This window comes from Winogradskyella sp. PE311, assembly GCF_046545555.1.
Taxonomy (GTDB): Bacteria; Bacteroidota; Bacteroidia; order Flavobacteriales; family Flavobacteriaceae; genus Winogradskyella.
In genome coordinates this window covers 98,901-117,225 of record NZ_JBHZTH010000002.1, presented here as the reverse complement: position 1 = coordinate 117,225, position 18,325 = coordinate 98,901, and the positions used below count along the sequence as shown (strand labels likewise).

Here is an 18,325-nt window from a genome sequence, read left to right as displayed (position 1 = left end):
ATAAAGTTGGTCAAGACTAGCTTCGACACTAACATCTAATTTCAAATAAAAATGAAAAAGTTATTATTCGTCTTTTGTATTTCTGCCTTAATTATAGGTTGCGGAACATCTTCCAAAAGTAATTCAACTTCAGAAAAAATAAATAATAAAAAGTCTGCAGACCCTGCAGATTATGCTTCTACAATTACATCAGCAGAATTAAAGGAAATGTTATTTAAATATGCTTCTGACGAATTTGAAGGCAGAGAAACTGGTGAAAAAGGTCAAAAAATGGCTGTTGAATATTTAAAGACTCAATATAAAAATTTAGATATACCAACACCCTTAGGAAATGATGATTATTTCCAAGAAGTTCCTTTAGAAAAACAAAGTGTTTCTGTAGCTCAAGTTTCTGTAAATGGCAATAGCTTTAAAAGTTACGAGGATCAGATTGTACTGAGAGCTTCAAGCAGTATGGAATTATCTGCAGATGAAATAATATTTGTAGGATATGGTATAGATGCTGATAATTATTCCGATTACAAGAATATAGATGTAAAAGGTAAAATAGTATTAGCCAAAACTGGCGAACCTAAAGATGAAAATGGCAATTATATGACTTCTGGCAAAGCGGAAGATACAAAATGGACCAATGGTCGTCAATCCTTATCGAGCAAACGAGAAGCTGCAAAAGAAAATGGTGCAAAAGGGTTAATTTATTTAGATTCTAATATGTTTACTAATTATGCTAGTTATTTTCAAAGAGTAGCAACTTCTGGCAGGTCAGGAAGATTAGCATTAAAAAGTAATGATAGTGACTTTATGATGTTAATGGTTACTGAAAGTTTAGGTAAAGCTTTGCATAACAACATTATGGAAGATAAAGAACCTAAAGCAATTTCCACTAAATTAAATTTGGTTATCAAAAATAATTCTGAATCTGTAACCTCCGAAAATGTAGTTGCATTTATTAAGGGTTCTGAGAAACCAGATGAAATTTTAGTCATATCAGCTCATTTAGATCATGAAGGTATTAAGGATGGTCAAGTATACAACGGTGCAGATGATGACGGATCTGGTACAATTGCTATTTTAGAAATAGCAGAAGCTTTCAAAATGGCAGAAAAAAATGGACATGGCCCTAAGCGCTCTATACTATTTCTTCATGTTACAGGCGAGGAAAAAGGACTTTTAGGCTCTAGATATTATACAGACATTGATCCTATTTTTCCTTTAGCTAACACTGTTGCTGATCTTAATATAGATATGATAGGTCGAACGGATCCTAAACGAAAAGAAGGTGATAGAAACTATATTTATCTTATTGGTAGTGATAAATTAAGTAGCGATTTACATAACCTTTCTGAAGAGGTAAATAAAAAGTATACAAATATAGAATTAGACTACACTTTTAATGATGAGAACGACCGTAATCGCTATTATTATCGCTCTGATCACTATAATTTCGCCAAAAACAATGTCCCAGTAATATTTTATTTTAATGGTACACATGCTGATTATCATAAACCAACTGATACACCAGATAAAATTGAATATGATTTATTAGAAAATAGAACACGTCTTGTTTTTTATACAGCTTGGGAAGTAGCTAATAGAGCGGAAAGAGTTGTTGTAGATAAAGTAACGAAATAATTTTTAAAACATAACTTATTTGAGGCCTTTCAGTTTAAATTTTGAAAGGCTTTTTTAATATGAAATAGTTAAAAAAAGACTTTGTAGAAAATGGGAAATAATATACATTTGCAGTCCTAATTAAAATGGTGGTTGTAGCTCAGCTGGTTAGAGCGTCGGTTTGTGGTACCGAAAGTCGCCGGTTCGAACCCGGTCTTCCACCCTAAATTAGTAAAGCCTTTCAATAAATGAAAGGCTTTTTTTGTTTCTACTTTAAATTAAATAATGAATCTACAGCTGCATAACGTTCAACAGTAAAACCTTCTCCATCTTCTACTCCTATTAACCGACCAAGATTACGAGCTCTATATAAAATACTATCTGTAAAGTTTTTACTTGAAATAGGTGTTTCTGGTTCGTCACTATTTGGATCAAAAAATTGTGTTTTATAAGCTAAAACAGATTCCATCTTTTTATTCATAAAACCCGAAACGTCTACAACAACGTCTGGTTTTAAATCTTTCCATTGTATATAATGATAGACTGTTTTAGGCCTCCATGGTTCTTGAATTGTAGTTCCTTCTTTATGTATAGTTTCTATTTTTCGTAAACCACTTAAGAAACAAGCGTCGCTAACCAATTGACTACCTTTTCCATGATCTATATGCCTATCATCAACTGCATTGCATAATATAATCTCGGGCCTGTAGTAACGAATCATTTTAATAATCTCTATTTGATGCGTTCTATCATTAGTAAAAAAACCGTCAGCAAATCCCATATTTATTCGGGTATGTACACCAAGAATTTTAGCAGCGTCAAATGATTCTTTATCTCTTGTTTCTGCTGTACCACGTGTACCTAATTCACCACGAGTTAAATCAATAATACCTACTTTTTTACCACTTTTAACTTCTTTCGCAATAGTAGCACCACAACCTAATTCAACATCATCAGGATGGGCACCAATTGCTAATATATCTAACTTCATATAATACTAGTTTGAGATATGACTTATTGCTTGTTCAATATCTGCCTTTAAATCTTTTGTGTTTTCTATTCCAACAGAAAATCGAATTAATTGATCGCTAATTCCTATGGCATCACGCTCTTCTTGTGTGAGTAAGGCATGAGACGTTAAATGCGGCGAAATAACAGTACTTTCTACACCAGCTAGACTCATAGAAGACTTTATAAGTTTTAAATTCTTTTGAAATTTATAGGCGTCCAATTCTCCAATTAACTCAAAAGACATCATAGCACCAAATCCATTCATTTGAGACTTTGCTAATTTATAATCAGGATGGGATTTTAGTCCCGGATAATAAACTTTGCTAATTTTTGCATGTTTTTCTAACCATTTTGCCATTTTAAAAGCATTCTTGGTTTGAGCTTTCACTCTTAGTCCTAACGTTTTCATACTGCGTTCTAGCATCCATACTGTCATATCACTAAGGTTTCCACCTAAGTTTTTACCCACATTCCAAATTCGCTCAATAACTTCCTCAGAACTTGCAACAGCACCCGCACAAATATCACTATGTCCACCAAAATACTTTGTTGCAGAATGCATTACCATATCAATTCCTAAATCAATTGGGTTTTGGTTAATTGGTGAGGCAAATGTATTATCTATAGAAGTGTAAATAGATTTTGACTTTCCTAGATTAGCAATAGCTTTAATATCTGTAATGGTCATTAATGGATTTGATGGAGTTTCTATATGAATAAGCTTTGTATTTGACTTAATAGCATCTTCAAAATCTTCAGCTTTATAGCCATTAGTAAATGTATATTCAATACCATATTTAGGAAACTCTTCCTTAATAAAGTTTACTGTCCCACCATATAATGTATTCTGAACTACCAAATGGTCTCCATGTTTTAGAAAAGCCAAGAACATCGTACTAATAGCTGCCATACCAGAACCAAAAATCATAGCAGCTTCAGTATGTTCTAAAGCAGCAATTTTTTTTGAAAGATATTCTTGGTTAGGTGTATTAAAATAGCGCGGATATCTTTTGATTTCTACATCTAAAAACTCATACGAAGAACTCAGATACATTGGTGAAACTGCACCCTTAAACTGCTCATCTTTTAATTCACCAACATGTGTGCAAATAGTATTTAAGCCTAATTTTTTATTTGACATATTATGTTTTTCTTTAATTTATAAATTTAGTAAAAAAAGCGACCAGTATAAATATATAATATACAAGGTATTTAAAATTTAGTATGTTTTTGGTTGAATAAATTTTAATTACTATTGCTTATTAAGTGTAGAATGGCGGTAAAAGTCACTACTCTTATTTTAAATAGTAAATTAGTAATCAATTGAAGATGTCAATTTTAACTTTGTCTTGTAGTAAAATGCTTAAATTCTAAAATCCTTTTAATCTAAATTATAAGAGTTTAGCGAATTAAATTATCTCCTTATAGGAAAAGGTAAAACTGATGAATTTTTGACTTTAAGATTAAAGTCTAATCATTTTTTCCAACTTTGTTATAGGCACGTATCATTAAAATAGCCCATAATGCAACTAATGCTACAACAATTACTGAAAACCATAAAACGATATCATTTGCTACCATGATCTACTAGTTTTAAGTAAATCATTACTCCTAGTAAAGTCGGAGCCCATAGGCCTACAAAAATACCATGTAATTCATCACCTGTTAGAAATAAATATTCTGCAACAATAATTATAACTGCGCACAACATTAACATAAACAGGTTTGCAGTGCCTAATTTTTTGAAGTAATCCATTATTGAGGGTTAGTTTAAAGCTTCAAGTTAATAAAAATTATAACTCACAAGTAAAATAATGTAGGAAAATAGACTATTTTTTATAGAAAACTCTGTACTTTCTATATGCTAAGAAAGCCAATATTGCAATAATAGCAAGTGTTATAGCTATAAATTGAAAACTTAATATTTGGTCTCCACTCGCATATGCATGCAAACCAGATAGATAAAAGTTAACACCAAAATAAGTCATTAAAATACTCGCAAAAGCTAAAACAGACATTAAATTATAGAACCAACGTCCGCGTAATCCTGGTACTAAACGCATATGAATTACAAAAGCGTAAATCATTATACTAATTAGCGCCCATGTTTCTTTAGGGTCCCAGCCCCAATAACGTCCCCAACTTTCATTGGCCCACATACCACCCAAAAAATTCCCGATAGTTAGCATAACCAAACCAACTGTTAATGCCATTTCATTAATAATGGTAAGCTCCTTAATATTAATTTGCATACGCTCTTTATTCTCATCCGTGGTAAATACCATTAGTAATAGAGCAACGACTCCTAAAATCATACCTAAAGTAAATGGCCCATAACTTCCTACTATTACAGAAACATGAATCATTAACCAGTATCCTTGCAATACTGGCTGAAGATTAGCAATTGCAGGATCCATCCAATTCCAATGTGCTATCATTAATATCATAGAGGTGACAAAGGCTGCAGCTGCAACGGTTAGACTAGAAGTGCTTCGTTTTACCTTAATCTTTGATTTAAGTTTAGATACATTCGCGTCTTTTAATTGTGTTTTTTCTTTACTTACACCTACAATAAAACCAAATAACATTGTCGACCAAGCTACATAAATCATAGATTCATAGGCATCACTCCAAGGTGCATGCCCTGATAAGTACCAACGCCAAATTAATGCAAGTGTGTGCAAAATAAATAGGACAAATATTACACCTATCATAACGTTTACGCCAATCTTAAGACCTTTGCTTTTATATTTAAAAATCTGGACAATAATAAGAACAAACAAAACTGTAGCAGCATACATATACCAACTAAACAAGCGTTTAAAGAGATCGTACTTATTATATAGTATTTCAGCATTAATTTTATCATCAGAAAGCATAACCTCACCTCCAAACTTCTGCTGAGTCTTCTTAATACCTTCGAGTAAGTTCTCGGCCTTAGAAAAATCTCCAGTTTCTTTAGCTTTGTTTAAGGTAACTAAATAAGCACTAAAACCATTATTTATAAAATTACCGTATAAAGAATCTTTAATCTTATCGCGATACTTTTCCTCTCTAAATTCTAATGAAGAAATCCAAGTATTATTATCATCATCTGGTAAAGGAAATATTTTAACAGTTCTCCCTTCTATTGCGTTGTATAGCAAATTTACTCGAGAATCAGCTTCTTTAATTTCTTTTTGAAAACCATTTGGCACTTGGGTTTTATATGCTTCTTCTAAATAAGGCGCCAACTTATACCTACCTTCTGGTGTGAAAAAATCAACTAACGTTGAATATTTTTCACCATAATCCACACCGATTATCGTACGTATAGAATCTGCTTTCCTTGGTTTTAAATAAATTATTGGAACATTGTACCAAAGTAATGGACTCTCTTGAATTGACAAGTATACCTGAGTTGCATTAAAATTTTCATAAACGTCGCTTTTACTTAATTTACGCAACATTTCTGAGGCGTAGGTATGCATAGGCATCATGCGGCCACTGTAATCTTGTATCACCATTTCAGCAAATTTGTCTGCATGGTCTACAGGTGTAATATTTTCACTTAATATAGAATCTATTTGAGTCTTTAAAGGTTTCTGCGAGTGGTTATGACCATCATCTGCAGAATGTTCTTGGGAAAATCCTGAAAAACTTAAAAGCAACAAAATCATAGTCATCATCTTTGACTTCTTTGTCTTAATCTTATTTAATCGACTTCTTATATCATCAAAGCGCGTATTTTTAGCAAAGAGTATTGCTAATAATCCAAAATATAATAGAAAATAGCCTGCGTAAGTTAAATATGTTCCCCATTGGTCATGGTTTACAGATAGTATAGTTTCAGTTTCTTCGTTACGAAAACTAGATTGAAAAAATCGATAACCACGATGATCCAATATATTATTCATGTAAATTCTATAATCAAAATCTCCGTTTTCCTTATCTATAACAGTTACCTTGCTTTCATAAGAAGAATAAGCCTTCTCTGTACCTGGATATTTTTCTGCAATAAAATCGTTTAGTTTTATAGCAAAAGGTAATTTCTCTAACCTAGATCCATAACGCAAAGCGACATCTAATCCTCCAACAGTAACCTCTTCAATACCATTAAAAGTTCCCTTACCACCTAACAAGTTAATACTTTCTGTTTTCCCGTTTACGGTAATATCTAATACAATACCATCTTCATCCCCTTTTAATATTCTTGGTTTTTTAACAATATCAAAAACTCCTTTAACTACGGGCTTAGGAAAAACTAACTGCATATTACCTATAATATATCTAGATCTCAACGCCAATGGTTGCAAACTGTCTTTAACTAATTTACCCGTTTTACCAGTTGCCATTGTTAAAAATTCACCTTCAAATGGCGACTTTATAAATAACCCGTCTTCGGTATTAGTAATATTAATTGCACCTTGTTGTTCTTTATTAAGCGAAACTAGTACATTGTGCATCTTAGAAACTTCACCTTCTTTTAAAAAGTGATTGTGCGGTTGCCCATTACCAGCTTCCACTACTTTTAAATAGGTTTCACCATTAGGACCAGGAATAATATCTTTTTCGGCTCCCTTTATAAATTTTGTGAGTCTAAAATTCACTTCTTGGTCACCATAAGTATAAGTTTTATCAAAATCATTATCTAGTCGATGCGAAAAATCGACCTCCTCCATTATATTTCTTTGCTGCAATTGCCCATTGACTTCGTAATCTCCGAGAATACGTCCGCTTACATATGTTTTTAAAGAACGAAATTCGCTTTCTGTTTCACCTTCGGCAATTGCCATCATCCCTTCATAACCAATATACCTGGTTACAAAAGCTCCTAATAGTATGAGAATAAAAGATAAATGCAATACAAGTGTTGCCCACTTTTCTTTTTTATGAAGTCGAAATCTAAATATATTACCAACAAAATTTATGACAAAAAACACCATTATGGCCTCAAACCACCAGGCATTATAAATAAGCTGTCTTGTATATGGAGTTGGCGAAGTTTCCATATTTCTATCTAGTAATGTACCTGCTGCCATGGCAACAGCAAATACAATAAATAAAGTAGCAGTAAGTTTTGTGGAAAACAGGAAATTAGCGATTTTCTTTTGCATAGCTCTAGGCTTATTTTTTGCTCGTGCAAAGATAAGGCTTTTTGACGATTTTCACAGCGTTTTTAAAGTAGCAAAAAGCGTTAAAATTCAATAAAATTCTTTCAATTAATTTGAAACTTTTGATTTCAATAATTTATTCTGTTCTTCCATTAAATCCTTTAAGTCAGATAACAGTTGTATATCCTTAGGCGTCACTACAGTTTCATCTTTAGAATCTTGCGCTTTATTCCTTAATTTATTCATTGCTTTTACTACAATAAAAACAGTGAAGCCAATAATTAGAAAATCTAAAAATACCTCTATTAATTTACCATAGGCGACAGCAACTTCTGCCGTAGTAATAGTACCAGTAGAATCTGTTGCGGCATCTCTAAGAATCAATCTTCTTTCTGCAAAATTAACTCCATCCGACAATAGTGATAATGGTGGCAGTATCACCTGTTTTGCCAATACATCTATAACCTTATTGAAGGATGCCCCAATGATTATACCGATGGCCATATCCATCATATTTCCTTTTACGGCAAATTCCTTAAATTCTTTCAGAAGTTTCATATCGATGTTTTAGATTTTTATTTCTTAATTAATGAAGCAAATATACTCATCTAAATAATCTGATATTAAAAATTGGCTATGCTTTTACAACAGAATCGTTTCTAACTTTATATAATGCCAAAAGACCTAAAATTGGACCAAATGCTAGTATTAAATAAATATAATTTGAATTATACGTTTGATACAAAAAGTTAACCATCTCAATACTTAGAATTGTAATTGTATAGCCTATACAATTAACTATAGTTAAAGCCGTACCCTGTATGTTTTTAGTGGCGCTTTTTGCAATAAGTGAAGAAAACAATGGCGAATCAGCGATTACCACCATTCCCCAAAACACAAAGAAACTTATAAATAAAATAATTGAGTTTTGATTGATTATAAATGGAGAAGCCAAACAACATAAGCAAGAAAGTATAAGTGAAATAAAAGCGATTCGTTTAAGCCCAAAACGCTGAGATAAATATCCACCGATAACACATGCAATGCTGCCGCTTGCAATTATAAAAAAAGCAATGGACGAAATATTTATATTGAGATTTACAGAAAAGAAATAATCTTTTAAAATAACAGGAACAAATACCCAAAAGGCATATAACTCCCACATGTGACCAAAATAACCAAAAGCAAATAATCTAAATGTTCTATCCTTAAATAGCTTAGCAAAGGCAAAAGGGCTTAAACCATTATTTTTTTTACGATTAGGTCCATCATTAACAAATATAAATATCAATAATCCTCCTAAAACAGCTAAACCTGTTGTTATAAAAATAATGGTATGCCAAGAGTAATCATAAGGTATACTTTTTAAAAAATGCGGAAAAGCAGTTCCTAAAACTAACGCTCCAACTAAATAGCCTAAAGACTTACCCAAGTCATTATCAAAATAATCAGCCGCAATTTTCATACCGACAGGATAAATACCTGCGAGAAAAAAACCAGTGCTGAATCTAAATAACAAAAGACTACTTAGGGTATTTATATCTAGGATGATAAGCATGTTAAATATTGCCCCAAATATTGCGCTGATAAAAAATACTTTTGACGGAGAAAAACGATCTGCAATTGTTAAAGCTGTAAAAAGAATAGTACCAACTATAAACCCAAATTGTATTGCTATTGTAAGATGTCCTAAACCATTTACGCTTAGACTAAAAAAAATTATTAGCTCTTCTATAATACTATTGCTTGCAAACCATAAGGATGTACAAAAAAATTGCGCCAATACAATAATGAATAGAATTAATTTAGGTGATTTCATATATATTATAACTACTTTAATGACGGGCTTCAAATATTTTCAAATACAGAAAAGTGCTCATCTTACGAGCACGTCGTTTAGCATTCTCGGCATAATCACCAACAAATAAATCATCAATAGTTTGGTACCAAAGGTTTAGCCATAAACCAAAATGTAATTCTGTTACACTATTATTATGAGTCTTATCCATTTTAATATGTGTTTCTAGAGGATTACCCGAGTATTTAGTCTGTAGAAATAAACTAGACTCCCAAAACGTTGTTAAGTGCTGTAGATGTTCATCCCAATCCTTAATAGTTTTGTTAAAATATGGACCTAAGACATCATCCCTTTTTACTTTTTCATAGAATTTTGATACCAGTAAGAATAAATCATCTCTGTTTCTAATGTCGTTTTTACTCATATGTATCAAAGTTATTCTTTTAATAGCTTAGTTGTTATTCTGGAATAAGAAAACTTAGTATTTTTACAATATGATATCAGTTATTTTACTCGGTGCAGGCAATGTTGCAACTCATTTATATAAAGCATTTTCTAACGCTGAAAATGTATTAGTAAAACAATGGTATAACCGATCACTGCATAACATTTCATCTTACGCAAATGAAGTTGATATTACTAATAATTTAAATTCTTTAAAGGAAGCCGATATTTACATTTTAGCGGTTAGTGATGACAGTATTGCAAAATTATCTCAAAATTTACCTTTTTCTAACAGATTAATTGCACATACTTCTGGTAGTGTTGCAATGCACGATTTAGACAAAAAAAATAAAATTTCAGTTTTTTATCCACTACAAACCTTTTCTAAAGAGGCAGAGATAGATATTGCCGAAGTCCCTATTTGTATTGAAGTTTACAAAAAAGAAAATCGACAAATTCTAAAAGATTTAGCTCAGGCAATTGGGTCTAAAGGACATAAAATTTCTACTGAACAACGCCAAAGCATACATTTAGCTGCTGTTTTTGTAAATAACTTTACTAACCAACTTTACCGCATAGGTCATGAGATTTGCGAATCTAATAATATTGAGTTCGATATTATGAAACCCTTAATTTTAGAGACAGCAAAGAAGATTCAGAATATGTCGCCATATGTTGCTCAAACAGGACCCGCAAGACGCAACGATAACAAAACTATAAAGCGCCATTTAAAACAAATTGAAAGCGAAGAGCATTTAACTATTTATAAAATGTTAACTGATTCAATTAAAAAGACTCATAAATACAATTTACCTTCACCTAAAAACAAGAAAAAACGAAATATATAATGGACGATAGAAGTTATAAAGAATATTTAACTGACATAAGCACCTTTATCTTTGATGTTGATGGAGTACTCACAGATGGAACAATTACTGTAACTACTGATGGTGAAATGTTAAGAACTATGAATATTAAAGACGGATTTGCTTTAAAGACAGCAGTCGATACAGGTTTTAATGTCTGCATCATCTCTGGTGGTTCTAATGAAGGTGTCCGTAAACGTTTAACTGGGTTAGGTATAAAGGCTATTTACCTAGGTGCACATAATAAAATTGAACAACTCAATGAATACCTAAAAGAAAGTAAGGTAGATTTAACGCAGGTTCTATACATGGGTGATGATATTCCCGATTATCCTGTAATGAAGTTGGTCGGTCTACCGTGTTGTCCTCAAGATGCAGTACCCGAAATTAAAGCCGTTTCAAAATATATCTCCCATAAAAATGGTGGCAAAGGTGCTGTTAGAGATGTTATTGAACAGGTTCTTAAAGTCCAAGATAAATGGAACGGTAATTTTAATGCTAAATACGATTAATACTTTTATGAAAGTATTAGGTAGTACAAAGTATTAATACAATATAATTTTTACATACTTTTTTTCTTAAATAACATATGTTGCAGTTTCTAAATTTAATTCGCTGGCAAAACTTAATTATGATTGCACTAACGCAATACTTAATTAAATATGCACTCCTTCTTCCCTTTTTTGATTCTCACGGAGTTATAACAACTCTTAAACCTTTGGGATTTGCAATATTAGTAATAGCAACTGTTTTTATTGCTGCTGGAGGTTATGTTATTAATGATATTTATGATACTGAAACAGATAGTATAAACAAACCAAATAAGGTGATTGTTGGCAAATATATCAGTGAAAAAAATGCGCTGACATTATTTATTATTTTAAATGTTGTTGGTGTGGGTTTGGGTTATTATTTATCTAATGGCATTGGTAAATCCGGATTTTTTGTCATTTTTATAATTGCCTCTGCTCTTCTTTATATTTATTCTTCTTACTTAAAACAAATGCTGTTAATTGGTAACCTTGTTATCTCACTAGTCGTTGCACTAAGTATAGTAATCGTTGGTGTTTTTGAGTTACTACCTGCAATGACAGAGGTTAATAAGGCAGCTCAAGTGGCTTTTTTCGAAATAATTTTAGACTATGCCATTTTTGCTTTTATGATTAACTTCATTCGAGAACTCGTAAAGGACATTGAAGATATAGATGGTGATTATAAAGTAGGTATGAAAACACTACCAATAGTTATAGGAAGAGAACGCGCCAATAAAGTTGTTTTTGCACTTTCACTTATAGCATTGTTTGCTGTAGTTTATTATGTCGTTGTTAATCTCTTTAAACAAATTGAAGTCGTTAGTTATTTTTTAGTATTGGTGATTGCTCCATTAATATACGTTAGTATTAAGTTGTTTAGTGCCGAGAAACAATCACACTACAAACACATTAGCCTAGTAATTAAACTGGTAATGCTTACAGGAATTTCATCAATGATACTTTATCAATTTATTTCATTTACTTAATATGTTAAGAGAAAAACTTAAAAATTTCAACTTAATACTAGCCTCAGCTTCTCCGCGACGCCATGCGTTTTTTAAAACTATGGATTTAGACTTTGAAATTCGACTTAAGTCCGTCGATGAACTGTATTCAAAAGATTTAAAACGAGAAGAAATCACAGATTATTTAGCGAAGCTCAAAGCAGGCCCATTTATGAGCAACCTTCAAAAAAATGATATTCTAATCACAAGTGATACTATAGTTTGGCACAATAATAAACCAGTTGAAAAACCTAAAGATGAAGACGATGCATTCCTAATGATTAAGTCATTAAGTGATACAACACACCAAGTTGTAACATCTATTTGTTTCACTCAAAAATCAGAACAAAAAGTAGTAAATACTATAACTAAAGTGACCTTTAAAAAACTTACGGATAACGAAATTTGGTATTACGTAAACAATTATAAACCTTTAGACAAAGCCGGAGCTTATGGGATACAAGAGTGGATTGGCGCAATAGCAATAACAAGTGTAGAAGGTTCTTATAATAACGTTGTTGGTTTACCCACACATTTACTTTACGAAACGTTAAATGCTATTGCTGAGAAGGCCTAAGACTTTAACTTTGTTTTACATTTTGCTTATAATAAAGCTTTTCAGGATAATAATTTACAATTTCAAATACTCTAAGTTATGAGAAAGTCTATTAAAAATATGACATGCCTTTTCATTGTCATGGTAAGTCTTACATTATTAAATTCATGTAAAAAAAATAAACAAGAACCTTCAGAAAATTTAGCTCTTTCAGAGCCAAAAACAGAGAAAGAAGTAATAGAATCAAAATCAATATTATCTAAAGAATTTAACGACTATTGGTACGCTGGTGAAGCTGAAATTACATCCTATAAATTAGAACAAGCACGATATGGTGAAATACGAAATGGTAATGCCGTGTTAGTTTTTGTGACTGAAGACTTTTTACCAAACAAACAAGTTAAAGCTGATAATTACAGTAAAAAGAATACTCCTATTTTAAAACTTAATGCCACTAAAAATTTTAATACTGGTATTTATCCATATTCTATAATGCAAAGTACATTCTACCCTGTAGTTAATAATAAACATGCTTTAAAAATTTCTGCATCCGTGCAAGAATGGTGCGGACATGTATACACGCAACTCAATAACCGAGATGATTTTGAAGTAATGTCGCACTCTTATTTTGAAAGCGAAGGAGATCAAACTTTCAATGTAAAAAAAACTTGGACAGAAAATGAAATTTGGACAAAACTTCGCATTAATCCTAGTAGTTTGCCAATCGGTGAAATTGAAATTATTCCTTCTTTAGAATTTACACGGTTAAAGCATATAGATATTAAAAGCTATCAAGCAACTACGGCATTAAAAGATGGCATTTATACAATTACATACGCTGCTCTAAACAGAACTTTGAAAATTAATTTTAACCAAGAATTTCCTTTTGACATTCTTGGTTGGGAAGAAACTTCGATATCGGGTTATGGACCTAACTCTAAAACATTAACAACAAAAGCAACTAAATTAGAGTCTATTAAATCTGCTTATTGGAACAAAAATAATAATGCCAATGAAGTGCTTAGGGAAAAACTAAGATTGCAATAAGTTTTTAAGTAATCTAGGCTATATTTGTTAGGCATTAACAATTATATCATGTCAGAATTTTTTAAAACGTATCAATCCGAAATTATATATTCTGCATTATTACTCGTACTACTGCTAATCATCAGAGGTATTATAGTAATAACAGTAAAAAAAATTGGAACAAAAAGTGGTACAACAGAAGCAAGAGCTGGTTTAATAGGACGCTATGCAACAGTAACCTTAGTTCTAATTGCAATTCTCGTTGAGGCTTATATACTTGGAGTAGAATCTAATCAGATTTCAGTTGTATTCTCTTCTGTATTCGCAGTAATTGGTATTGGTTTATTTGCTATTTGGTCTATATTGAGTAATGTTACTTCTGGTGTAATTATGTTCTTCTCTTTTCCTTATAAAGTAGGGGATAAAATAAAAATACATGACAAAGATTACCCAATAGAAGCCATAATTGAAGACATAAGAGCGTTTCAATTAATCCTTAGAGAAGATAATGGTGATTTAACAACTTACCCCAATAATCTTATTCTTCAAAAAGCCGTAACTTTAATTGAAAAAGATGCTTTAGATGACAGTATTATTCAATAAACTATGATTAAACGAAAATCAAAAAAAAGAACTAAAGATGCTCAAAAACACGTTGGTCAAGTCCCAGGAACTCTTATTTACACAGGGAAGAAATCTGATAAAGATTTTCAAGTAGAATGTTTTGATTATACTAAAGCGAAGATTGAAGAATCTGTACTTTTAAATATCGAAGATGCAATTAATTATAAAGACACCGATTCGGTTACATGGATAAATGTAGATGGCTTAAAACATACAGGTCAAATTGAAAATATTGGTAAGCAATACGATCTGCATCCACTTGTCTTAGAAGATATTGTAAACACTACTCAGCGACCAAAAATAGATGAATATGACGACTATATGTTTGTTGTACTAAAAATGCTTTATTACGATAAGAATGAAAGTATTGTTATTGAACAAGTAAGTTTCATTTTAGGAAAAAATTATGTCATTACTTTCCAAGAATCTGAAGGAGATGTTTTCGAATCTATTAGAGAAAGATTGCGCCTCGCAAACGGTCGCATTAGAGGATTAAAGTCAGACTACTTAATGTATGCTTTAATAGATGCAGTAGTAGATAATTATTTTAACATTATAGAAGTTTTAGGTAATAAAATTGAAGATTTAGAAACGGAACTTTTTGAAGGACATGCAAGGGACAATGTAAATATAGAAGTACAACAACTAAAACGTGAAATTTTAAAAGTACGTCGTGCTATTTTTCCTTTGCGCGAAATAATAAACCGTATCGAAAAAGGCGAACATCCCTTAATTTACAAACGTACAATTACTTATTATAGAGATATTTACGATCATTTAATTCAAGTTTCAGAAAACATCGACATTTATCGTGAAATGATCTGGAGTTTAATGGACATGTATATGACGACCATTAGCAATAAGATGAATGAAGTGATGAAAGTACTCACGATAATGTCATCCATTTTTATACCATTGACTTTCCTTGCAGGTATTTATGGTATGAACTTTGAGCACATACCCGAATTAAAATATGAAAATGGATACTTCATACTTCTTGGAGTAATGCTTATAATATTCGTAGCCTTATTGGCTTATTTTAAGAGAAAAAAGTGGTTATAAAATTCCTGCTAACTAGAGATAATAAAGCCATTAACTCAACGTTAAACAAAACCTAAAAAAAGGTTAATATTTAGTATCTTTTATATATTTGAAGGGCAACTAACTAATATTCACATGTACCCAATTAGACTTTGTCTTTTGCTTTTCTTAAGCACCATCTTTACTATTAATGCGCAACAACCTAAAAAATTAAATTCTTCCGAAATATATGAAGCTGTACAAAAACTCAATGTTTTAGGTTCAGTACTCTACATTGCTGCCCACCCAGATGACGAGAATACCCGTTTAATTTCATACATGTCTAACCAAGTTAAGGCACGCACTGCCTATTTATCTTTAACTCGCGGTGATGGTGGACAAAACTTAATTGGTTCGGAAATAAGAGAATTATTAGGAGTTATTAGAACTCAAGAATTATTAGCAGCAAGACGTATCGATGGTGGTGAACAACGTTTTACAAGGGCTAATGATTTTGGATACTCCAAACATCCAGACGAAACGTTAGAAATTTGGAATAAAGAAGACGTGTTAGCAGATGTTATTTGGGCAATTAGAGAATTTAAGCCCGACATTATAATAAATCGTTTTGATCATCGAAGAGCTGGACGAACTCATGGACATCATACAAGCTCTGCTATGTTAAGCATGGAAGCTTTTGATTTAGCCAATGACCCCTCAAAATATACTTCTCAGTTAGAACTTACCGAAGCATGGCAACCTAAGCGCCTGTTTTATAATACCTCTTGGTGGCGTTATGGCAGTCAAGAAGAATTTGACAAAATAGATAAAAGCAATATGCTAAAATTTGATATTGGAGTTTACTACCCTTCAAAAGGTATGTCTAATAATGAAGTAGCCTCTTTAGCAAGCAGTCAGCACTTATGCCAAGGTTTTGGTCGTGTCACTTCTCGTGGCAGTCAAGATGAATATATCGAGTTTCTTAAAGGAGATCCTTTAGACAATAACAATGATGTATTTGCAGGTATTGACACCTCGTGGAATCGAATCAAAGGTGGGCAAGCAATCGGAAATATTATGACTAAAATTGAAAGTAACTTCAATTTTGTTGACCCCTCAACTCACATTCCCAAACTTTTAGAAGCATATAAATTACTTCAAAACGTAGAAGACGAACATTGGAAAGCTATAAAAACTAAAGAACTAAAAGTTATACTAGAGGCATGCAGTGGCTTATACCTAGAAGTTTCTGCAAATAATCCTCATGCAGCACCAAACTCAAATGTTGGGCTTCGCATGGAGGTTTTAAATCGAAGCACAGCCAATATTAATTTAGTATCCTATAATTTATCAACTTTAAATAAAGGCATATCTAAAAACATGAAATTGCCCACTAACCAACGGTTAAATTTTGAAGAAGGTATTAGTATACCCAATAATATGGCATATACAGCACCATATTGGCTTAATAATCAAAGTACATTAGGAATGTACAATGTAAAATATCAAGATTTAATCGGACTGCCAGAAACTCCAAGATCAGTATTTGTAGATTTTAATCTAAATATAGAAGGCACACCACTTACAATTACTAAACCTGTTGTATATCGATATTCCAAACCAGATAAAGGCGAATTGTATAGACCTTTTGAGATTATACCAGAAGTATCAGCAAGCATAAGTGATAAAGTTTTTATTTTTGAAAACGACCAGCAAAAAGAAATTGAAATTACCGTAAAAGCGGGTCGTGATAGTATTGATGGCTATGTACAAATGGCATACCCAAATGATTGGAGCGTTTTTCCAGATAAGCAGAAAGTTGAAATTTCAAATAAAGGTGATATACAAAAAGTTATATTTACTATAATTCCACCAAAAGGAAAAAGTGAAGGTTTAATTACTCCTATGGTTAATATCAATGGAGAATTCTTTACTGATGAGTTAATAGAAATTGATTATTCTCATATCCCTTTCCAAACTGTTTTAATGCCAAGTGAAAGTAAGATTGTGCGATTAGACATTCAAAAACGCGGTAAAAACATTGGTTATATTGAAGGAGCTGGAGATGTTGTACCACAAAGCTTACGTCAAATAGGATATAATGTTACAGTAATAAAACCAGAACAGATTTCACCAGAAAATTTATCGAACTTCGATGCAATTGTTGTTGGTATTAGAGCCTATAATATTGTAGATGAATTAAAATTTAAACAAAAATTCTTGCTTAATTATGTTAAAGAGGGTGGTAATCTTATAGTACAATACAATACTAATAGACGATTAAAAGTAGATAATTTGGCTCCATATAATTTAAATTTATCGCGAGATCGTGTCACTGATGAAAACGCTCTTGTAAGAATATTAGAACCTAACCATCCTATTCTTAATTTCCCAAACAAAATCACCATCCAAGATTTTGAAGGTTGGGTGCAAGAACGTGGATTATACTTTCCTAATGAATGGTCAGAAGAATTTACTCCTTTATTAGCGGCAAATGACAAAGGTGAAACTTCTAAGGAAGGTGCTTTGCTAGTTGCAAAATATGGGAAAGGCAATTACATCTATACTGGCTTAAGTTTCTTCAGAGAGTTCCCTGCAGGTGTTTCTGGGGCGTATCGCTTATTTGCCAATTTACTCTCAGCTGGTAAAGAAAATAAAACACAACTAAAGAACTAACAACTAACAACTAACAACTAACAACTAACAACTAACAACTAACAAAAATGAACCAACCACAAG

At 31.9% G+C, this 18,325-nt stretch carries 16 protein-coding genes and 1 tRNA gene; 10 read left to right on the top strand and 7 right to left on the bottom strand.

What is annotated here, in order from left to right; all coding sequences use genetic code 11:
• Positions 1 to 51: 51 nt before the first annotated feature.
• Together ACFWU4_RS10130 and ACFWU4_RS10125 are read left to right on the top strand one after the other, a co-directional pair.
• Complete coding sequence (locus tag ACFWU4_RS10130; protein WP_411127456.1) at positions 52 to 1,632, top strand: M28 family peptidase; 1,581 nt, start codon at positions 52 to 54, stop codon at positions 1,630 to 1,632.
• A 127-nt stretch (positions 1,633 to 1,759) separates the two neighbouring features.
• A tRNA-His gene (locus ACFWU4_RS10125) sits at positions 1,760 to 1,835 on the top strand.
• Positions 1,836 to 1,879: 44 nt separating this feature from the next.
• Here the strand turns inward: ACFWU4_RS10125 and bshB1 are convergent.
• The 7 genes from bshB1 to ACFWU4_RS10090 all read right to left on the bottom strand — a co-directional run bounded on the left by bshB1 (position 1,880) and on the right by ACFWU4_RS10090 (position 9,937).
• The gene (gene bshB1, locus ACFWU4_RS10120) at positions 1,880 to 2,602 is read right to left on the bottom strand and encodes a bacillithiol biosynthesis deacetylase BshB1 (RefSeq protein WP_411127454.1); all 723 of its coding nucleotides are present in this window, start codon (positions 2,600 to 2,602) and stop codon (positions 1,880 to 1,882) included.
• Positions 2,603 to 2,608: 6 nt separating this feature from the next.
• The gene (locus tag ACFWU4_RS10115) at positions 2,609 to 3,763 is read right to left on the bottom strand and encodes a trans-sulfuration enzyme family protein (protein WP_411127452.1); all 1,155 of its coding nucleotides are present in this window, start codon (positions 3,761 to 3,763) and stop codon (positions 2,609 to 2,611) included.
• Between the two features lie 426 nt (positions 3,764 to 4,189).
• On the bottom strand, positions 4,190 to 4,378 hold the full coding sequence (locus tag ACFWU4_RS10110) for a hypothetical protein (protein ID WP_411127450.1): 189 nt from the start codon (positions 4,376 to 4,378) through the stop codon (positions 4,190 to 4,192).
• Positions 4,379 to 4,451: 73 nt separating this feature from the next.
• Positions 4,452 to 7,718: a cytochrome c biogenesis protein CcsA gene (gene ccsA / locus ACFWU4_RS10105; RefSeq protein WP_411127448.1), complete on the bottom strand. Its 3,267-nt coding sequence runs from the start codon at positions 7,716 to 7,718 to the stop codon at positions 4,452 to 4,454.
• Positions 7,719 to 7,823: 105 nt separating this feature from the next.
• On the bottom strand, positions 7,824 to 8,273 hold the full coding sequence (gene mscL / locus ACFWU4_RS10100; RefSeq protein ID WP_411127446.1) for a large conductance mechanosensitive channel protein MscL: 450 nt from the start codon (positions 8,271 to 8,273) through the stop codon (positions 7,824 to 7,826).
• Between the two features lie 76 nt (positions 8,274 to 8,349).
• Complete coding sequence (locus ACFWU4_RS10095) at positions 8,350 to 9,534, bottom strand: MFS transporter (RefSeq protein WP_411127444.1); 1,185 nt, start codon at positions 9,532 to 9,534, stop codon at positions 8,350 to 8,352.
• A 16-nt stretch (positions 9,535 to 9,550) separates the two neighbouring features.
• Positions 9,551 to 9,937, bottom strand: a complete 387-nt coding sequence (locus tag ACFWU4_RS10090) for a group III truncated hemoglobin (protein ID WP_411127442.1) — start codon at positions 9,935 to 9,937, stop codon at positions 9,551 to 9,553.
• Between the two features lie 70 nt (positions 9,938 to 10,007).
• Here ACFWU4_RS10090 and ACFWU4_RS10085 point away from each other — a divergent pair, with 70 nt between their 5' ends.
• From ACFWU4_RS10085 to ACFWU4_RS10050, 8 genes are all read left to right on the top strand, one after another.
• Positions 10,008 to 10,805, top strand: a complete 798-nt coding sequence (locus tag ACFWU4_RS10085; RefSeq protein ID WP_411127440.1) for a Rossmann-like and DUF2520 domain-containing protein — start codon at positions 10,008 to 10,010, stop codon at positions 10,803 to 10,805.
• Positions 10,805 to 11,335, top strand: coding sequence for a KdsC family phosphatase (locus ACFWU4_RS10080; RefSeq protein WP_411127438.1), 531 nt, complete (start codon positions 10,805 to 10,807; stop codon positions 11,333 to 11,335). The genes ACFWU4_RS10085 and ACFWU4_RS10080 overlap by 1 nt, the downstream gene beginning before the upstream one ends.
• 77 nt (positions 11,336 to 11,412) lie before the next feature.
• Positions 11,413 to 12,342, top strand: coding sequence for a geranylgeranylglycerol-phosphate geranylgeranyltransferase (locus ACFWU4_RS10075; protein ID WP_411127437.1), 930 nt, complete (start codon positions 11,413 to 11,415; stop codon positions 12,340 to 12,342).
• 1 nt (position 12,343) lies between these two features.
• Complete coding sequence (locus ACFWU4_RS10070) at positions 12,344 to 12,937, top strand: Maf family nucleotide pyrophosphatase (RefSeq protein ID WP_411127436.1); 594 nt, start codon at positions 12,344 to 12,346, stop codon at positions 12,935 to 12,937.
• A 78-nt stretch (positions 12,938 to 13,015) separates the two neighbouring features.
• Positions 13,016 to 13,963 carry a septum formation inhibitor Maf gene (locus ACFWU4_RS10065; RefSeq protein ID WP_411127434.1) on the top strand — a complete coding sequence of 316 codons (948 nt, stop codon included), beginning with the start codon at positions 13,016 to 13,018 and terminating at the stop codon, positions 13,961 to 13,963.
• Positions 13,964 to 14,011: 48 nt separating this feature from the next.
• Positions 14,012 to 14,545, top strand: a complete 534-nt coding sequence (locus ACFWU4_RS10060; RefSeq protein ID WP_411127432.1) for a mechanosensitive ion channel domain-containing protein — start codon at positions 14,012 to 14,014, stop codon at positions 14,543 to 14,545.
• Between the two features lie 3 nt (positions 14,546 to 14,548).
• Entirely contained in the window at positions 14,549 to 15,628 is a 1,080-nt protein-coding gene (corA, locus tag ACFWU4_RS10055; protein ID WP_411127430.1) for a magnesium/cobalt transporter CorA, read from the top strand.
• A gap of 114 nt (positions 15,629 to 15,742) precedes the next feature.
• The gene (locus tag ACFWU4_RS10050; protein WP_411127428.1) at positions 15,743 to 18,262 is read left to right on the top strand and encodes a PIG-L family deacetylase; all 2,520 of its coding nucleotides are present in this window, start codon (positions 15,743 to 15,745) and stop codon (positions 18,260 to 18,262) included.
• Positions 18,263 to 18,325 lie beyond the last annotated feature (63 nt).

Bases quoted from the DNA above. Each gene is read 5' to 3' on its own strand.
- ACFWU4_RS10065 (WP_411127434.1), top strand. From the start codon at position 13,016: ATGAGAAAGTCTATTAAAAATATGACATGCCTTTTCATTGTCATGGTA.
- ACFWU4_RS10070 (WP_411127436.1), top strand. From the start codon at position 12,344: ATGTTAAGAGAAAAACTTAAAAATTTCAACTTAATACTAGCCTCAGCT.
- corA (WP_411127430.1), top strand. From the start codon at position 14,549: ATGATTAAACGAAAATCAAAAAAAAGAACTAAAGATGCTCAAAAACAC.
- ACFWU4_RS10075 (WP_411127437.1), top strand. From the start codon at position 11,413: ATGTTGCAGTTTCTAAATTTAATTCGCTGGCAAAACTTAATTATGATT.
- ACFWU4_RS10090 (WP_411127442.1), bottom strand. From the start codon at position 9,937: ATGAGTAAAAACGACATTAGAAACAGAGATGATTTATTCTTACTGGTA.
- ACFWU4_RS10110 (WP_411127450.1), bottom strand. From the start codon at position 4,378: ATGGATTACTTCAAAAAATTAGGCACTGCAAACCTGTTTATGTTAATG.
- ACFWU4_RS10085 (WP_411127440.1), top strand. From the start codon at position 10,008: ATGATATCAGTTATTTTACTCGGTGCAGGCAATGTTGCAACTCATTTA.
- ACFWU4_RS10130 (WP_411127456.1), top strand. From the start codon at position 52: ATGAAAAAGTTATTATTCGTCTTTTGTATTTCTGCCTTAATTATAGGT.
- ccsA (WP_411127448.1), bottom strand. From the start codon at position 7,718: ATGCAAAAGAAAATCGCTAATTTCCTGTTTTCCACAAAACTTACTGCT.
- ACFWU4_RS10050 (WP_411127428.1), top strand. From the start codon at position 15,743: ATGTACCCAATTAGACTTTGTCTTTTGCTTTTCTTAAGCACCATCTTT.
- ACFWU4_RS10060 (WP_411127432.1), top strand. From the start codon at position 14,012: ATGTCAGAATTTTTTAAAACGTATCAATCCGAAATTATATATTCTGCA.
- ACFWU4_RS10095 (WP_411127444.1), bottom strand. From the start codon at position 9,534: ATGAAATCACCTAAATTAATTCTATTCATTATTGTATTGGCGCAATTT.
- ACFWU4_RS10080 (WP_411127438.1), top strand. From the start codon at position 10,805: ATGGACGATAGAAGTTATAAAGAATATTTAACTGACATAAGCACCTTT.
- bshB1 (WP_411127454.1), bottom strand. From the start codon at position 2,602: ATGAAGTTAGATATATTAGCAATTGGTGCCCATCCTGATGATGTTGAA.
- ACFWU4_RS10115 (WP_411127452.1), bottom strand. From the start codon at position 3,763: ATGTCAAATAAAAAATTAGGCTTAAATACTATTTGCACACATGTTGGT.
- mscL (WP_411127446.1), bottom strand. From the start codon at position 8,273: ATGAAACTTCTGAAAGAATTTAAGGAATTTGCCGTAAAAGGAAATATG.